This window comes from Mesorhizobium sp. M7A.F.Ca.MR.362.00.0.0, from assembly GCF_004023175.1.
Lineage (GTDB): Bacteria > Pseudomonadota > Alphaproteobacteria > Rhizobiales > Rhizobiaceae > Mesorhizobium.
In genome coordinates, this window is record NZ_RZTF01000144.1 from 10,173 (window position 1) to 14,404 (window position 4,232).

The 4,232-nt window shown below is 61.3% G+C and carries 6 protein-coding genes; 3 read left to right on the forward strand and 3 right to left on the reverse strand.

Annotated features, from left to right (window positions below):
* Window positions 1-404, reverse strand: a 404-nt coding sequence (locus EOC06_RS18450) for a formate dehydrogenase subunit gamma (RefSeq protein ID WP_245469744.1), incomplete at its 3' end; no start/stop codon positions are given.
* Between the two features lie 176 nt (window positions 405-580).
* Window positions 581-1,495, reverse strand: coding sequence for a LysR family transcriptional regulator (locus EOC06_RS18455; protein WP_127267008.1), 915 nt, complete (start codon window positions 1,493-1,495; stop codon window positions 581-583).
* Between the two features lie 151 nt (window positions 1,496-1,646).
* Here EOC06_RS18455 and EOC06_RS18460 point away from each other — a divergent pair, with 151 nt between their 5' ends.
* Together EOC06_RS18460 and EOC06_RS18465 are read left to right on the forward strand one after the other, a co-directional pair.
* Window positions 1,647-2,288: a DUF47 domain-containing protein gene (locus EOC06_RS18460; protein WP_127267007.1), complete on the forward strand. Its 642-nt coding sequence runs from the start codon at window positions 1,647-1,649 to the stop codon at window positions 2,286-2,288.
* Between the two features lie 3 nt (window positions 2,289-2,291).
* Window positions 2,292-3,296 carry an inorganic phosphate transporter gene (locus tag EOC06_RS18465; protein ID WP_127267014.1) on the forward strand — a complete coding sequence of 335 codons (1,005 nt, stop codon included), beginning with the start codon at window positions 2,292-2,294 and terminating at the stop codon, window positions 3,294-3,296.
* Between the two features lie 11 nt (window positions 3,297-3,307).
* Here the strand turns inward: EOC06_RS18465 and EOC06_RS18470 are convergent, their stop codons facing one another.
* Window positions 3,308-3,685, reverse strand: a complete 378-nt coding sequence (locus EOC06_RS18470) for a VOC family protein (protein ID WP_128308454.1) — start codon at window positions 3,683-3,685, stop codon at window positions 3,308-3,310.
* A gap of 261 nt (window positions 3,686-3,946) precedes the next feature.
* Here EOC06_RS18470 and EOC06_RS18475 point away from each other — a divergent pair.
* On the forward strand, window positions 3,947-4,232 hold a 286-nt coding region (locus tag EOC06_RS18475), incomplete at its 3' end, for an iron-sulfur cluster assembly protein (RefSeq protein ID WP_164898640.1).

A 4,232-nucleotide genomic window follows, 5' to 3' on the forward strand; every position in this document is an offset into this window, starting at 1 on the left:
GCGGCGGGCGAACAGGCGCACAGGCCGAGACAATAGACCGGCTCCAGCGTTACCGAACCGTCGCGGGTCGTCTCATGGAAGCCGATGCCCAGCAATTGCTTCAGCTTGGCGGCGATGGCGTCCGAACCCATCGACTGGCAGGATTCCGCCTGGCAGAGCTTCAGCACATGCCGGCCTGCCGGGTGGCTTCGGTAATCGTGATAAAAGCTGACGACGCCGTGCACCTCGGCCCTGGAAATGTTCAGCGCCTCGGCGATGACCGGCAGCGCATCCTTGGGCACATGGCCGAACTCTTCCTGGATGCCGTGGAGGATCGGCAGCAACGGGCCTTCGAGGCCCTTCATCTCCTGGATGATCGCGACCGTGCGCGACGTGATCTCGGTACTTGCAGGCTGCATTGTCATGCAGCGCCCTCCCTATCGTAGCGACCCATACATATCGGCCAGAAGCATCAAGCTGTTTTGGAACAACGACATGCGCGTGCCGCTTTATCGCTAAGTGCTTAAGAAACCAGAGAAAACCTCTGAAATCAATAAAGCGGTTTCGTTGCACGATAGAAATTTTCTATCGCTCCGTTCGGCTAACTCTGTCTAGCGGAACGGTTGGCGTGGAAATCGTCCGCCAGCGCCATTGCCTCGTCCAGCAGCGCCGAGACCAAAGGTGTGTGCGGTTCGCGCGGTGTCGCCACCAGGCCGACCGTGTGGCTGGCGTCTGGCTCGACGATCGGAATGGCCCGGATCGGCTCGGAAAAACCGAATGTTTCCGCAAGGTTGAGCGGCATGATCGACGACCATTTGCCGGTGCGGATGTGCGAAAACAGCACGATCATCGAATTGGATTCCAGCGTCGGCCGCACCTGCACGCCGGCTTCGGCCAGATGCTGATCGATGATGCGGCGGTTCTGCATGTCCGGCGTCAACAGGCACAGCGGCAGGCTTGAGAGCTCCGCCCATGTCACTTTGTCGCGGTCGGAATAGGGATTTCCCATCGCGGTGATCAATTGATAGCGCTCGTCATAGAGCGGCACGCTAGTCACCCGCCCCAGCGGCTCGTTGTCGAGATAGGTGATGCCGGCATCGATGTCGAAATTGCCGAGCAGCGACAGCACCTCGATCGAGGTCCGCGACAGCACCGAAAAGGTTACGCCGGGATGCTTTTCGCGAAACGGCGTCGTCAGCCGCGGCAGCATGGCGAGCGCCGTCGGGATGGCGGCGATGCGGATACGGCCCGAAAGTCCGTGGCGCGCCGCGCGCATTTCCTCGCGCATGGTCCTGGTGTCGCCGACGATGCGGCGTGCCCACACCAGCACCTGTTTTCCCTCCGGCGTCAGCCCCTGGAAGCGTGAGCCGCGCAGAACCAGCATGACGCCAAGCTGGCCCTCCAACTGCTTGATGCCGGCCGAGAGCGTCGGCTGGGTGACGCCGCATACCTCCGCCGCCCGGCCGAAATGCTCCTCCCTGGCGAGCGCGATGAAGAATTCCAGCTTGTCGATCATGCGATCTTTCCGGTGGTTCGCTGCAAGGTCGGGGAAATCGCGCCTCACCGCAAGCGCGATGCACAATTGCCCTGCATCCACACCTTTAAGCCGGCTACCTGTTTCCCGCGGCGCGATGCGGCGCTATGTGGATGAAACTGGGAGATCGACCATGCTGGGCTGGTTCCGCAAGCTTTTGCCGCGCGAAGATCGCTTCTTCGACCTGTTCGAACGACATTCGCGCACCGTGGTCGGCGGCGCCGAGGCGCTGGAGCAGCTTCTCCAGGGCAGGGATATCGACCTCTGGTGCCAGAAAATCGTCGATCTCGAAGATGAGGCCGACCACATCACCGCGGAAGTCCTGCTGGCGGTGCGGCGCTCCTTCATCACGCCTTTCGATCGCGGCGACATCAAGGACCTGATCCAGTCGATGGATGATGCCATCGACATGATGCACAAGACGGTCAAGACGGTGAAGCTGTTCGAGCGCAAGGAATTCGATCCGCTGATGCAGGAAATGGGTGGCGTCATCGTCGCCGCCGCCAAGCTGGTGGCCGAGGCGATCCCGCTGCTCAACAAGGTCGCGACGCACACGGTGCGCCTCAACGCCATCGCCGAAGAGGTGATGCGCGTCGAAAGCCGGGCCGACGACCTGCACGAGCAAGGGCTGAAGGATCTCTTCAGGAAGCACGGCAGCAGCGATCCGATGGCGTACATGATCGGCAGCGAGATTTATGGCCAACTGGAAAAAGTGGTCGACCGCTTCGAGGACGTCGCCAACGAGATCAGCGGCATCGTCATTGAGAATGTCTAGGTGATGGAAGCCACCATTGCCTTTCCCGTGCTGGTCGGCCTCGTCGGCGTCGCGCTGTTCTTCGACTTTCTCAACGGCTTGCACGATGCCGCCAACTCCATTGCCACCATCGTCTCCACCCGCGTGCTAAGGCCGCAATACGCGGTATTGTGGGCGGCTTTCTTCAACTTCATCGCCTTCATGTTCTTCGGCCTCCACGTCGCCGAGACAGTGGGCAAGGGTATCGTCGATGTCAGCATCGTCACCCCGGCGGTCATCTTCTCGGCGCTCGTCGGCGCCATAGTCTGGAACATCGTCACCTGGATCGCCGGCATCCCGTCGAGCAGCTCGCATGCGTTGATCGGCGGCCTGGTAGGTGCCGGTGTGGCAAAGGCAGGCGTGGGCGCCATCGTCTGGACAGGGCTTGGCAAGACGGTTGCGGCAATCGTCCTGTCGCCAGCGACCGGCTTTATCCTGGCGCTCATCCTGATTTTCGTCGTCTCGTGGCTCTTCGTGCGCCAGACGCCCTTTGCGGTCGACAGTACCTTCCGCGTCATGCAGTTCTTTTCCGCCTCGCTCTATTCGCTCGGGCACGGTGGCAATGACGCGCAGAAGACCATGGGCATCATTGCCGTGCTGCTCTATTCGCAAGGCATGCTCGGCGCGACTTTCCATGTACCGCTCTGGGTTGTCCTCACCTGTCAGGCGGCACTGGCGCTCGGCACCCTGTTCGGCGGCTGGCGCATCGTCCACACCATGGGCTCGAAGATCACGCGGCTGAACCCGATGCAGGGTTTTTGCGCCGAGACCGGCGGGGCGATCACCCTGTTTGCCGCGACCTGGCTCGGCATTCCCGTGTCGACCACGCACACCATCACTGGCGCCATTATCGGCGTCGGCGCCGCCCGCCGCGTCTCGGCCGTGCGCTGGGGCATTGCCGGCAACATCGTCATTGCCTGGATCGTCACCTTGCCGGCCACCGCTTTGATTTCAGCGCTCACCTACCTCGCGGTTGGCCTGGCGAGGTGACGTAAAGAAATCTACCGGTCCACAAGGTTCAGGATGTTGCCGTCCGGGTCCTTGAACCAGGCGACCTTCATTCCGTAACCGACGTGGAGATCGCCCTCCAGCGTCAAGCCCGGCATCTGATAGTGCTCGAAGGCGACGCCCTTCGTCTTCAGTTTCTTGACGATGTTGCCGATCTCGTCGCCAACCATCCAGGTTACCGCTGTCGCCTTGTTGGTTCCGGCAAATTGAGAATGATAGACGTTGAGGGTGGTATCGCCGCTTTTGTAGACGATCAGTTCGCCCCCCTCGTCGTGCACCTGTTTCAAGCCAAGCGTTCCCTCGTAGAAAGCCTTGGCCTTTGCCAGGTCCCTTACCGCCAGATTTGCCGTTGCGTTGCTGTTTGCGAGCATAATCGCCTCCTTCTCTGATTGTCGGTCGCGTGCTGGCCGTTGAAATAGATCGCCGTGATTGTTTGACGACTGTCGGCTGGCTTGATTGCTGGCCGCACGATCGTCTGGAAGACGTTTGGTGCAGATGAGATCCGACAGGGCCTATCGATTTTCCGGGCACGCCAAGGCAGCCATTGCTCCACGGCTTGGTTCTGTCCGGAAACTGCATTATCTCAGGTGCAAGCTGCATCTCAGGCGCAAGCTGCGTAAGGAATAACTGCCATGTCCGTCACCAAGGAAATCGTCACCGAGCGTCTGAAGACGGTCAACGGGCCGGATTTCACCGGCAACATCGTCGACCTCGGCATGGTTTCGGAGATTTTCATCGCCGACGGGAAGGTCTTCTTCTCGATTACCGTTCCCGCCGCTCGTGCCCAGGAAATGGAGCCGCTGCGCGCCGCCGCCGAGCGCGTCGTCAAGGCAATCCCCGGGGTCGCCGGCGCGGTCGTCGCGCTGACGGCCGAGAAGAAGGGCGGCGGCATGGAGGCGCCGGGTCCGTCGCGCCCCG

What these genes read in the sequence shown, in the direction of transcription:
- EOC06_RS18465 (WP_127267014.1), top strand. Translation starts at nt 2,292, where the DNA reads ATGGAAGCCACCATTGCCTTTCCCGTGCTGGTCGGCCTCGTCGGCGTC.
- EOC06_RS18470 (WP_128308454.1), bottom strand. Translation starts at nt 3,685, where the DNA reads ATGCTCGCAAACAGCAACGCAACGGCAAATCTGGCGGTAAGGGACCTG.
- EOC06_RS18460 (WP_127267007.1), top strand. Translation starts at nt 1,647, where the DNA reads ATGCTGGGCTGGTTCCGCAAGCTTTTGCCGCGCGAAGATCGCTTCTTC.
- EOC06_RS18455 (WP_127267008.1), bottom strand. Translation starts at nt 1,495, where the DNA reads ATGATCGACAAGCTGGAATTCTTCATCGCGCTCGCCAGGGAGGAGCAT.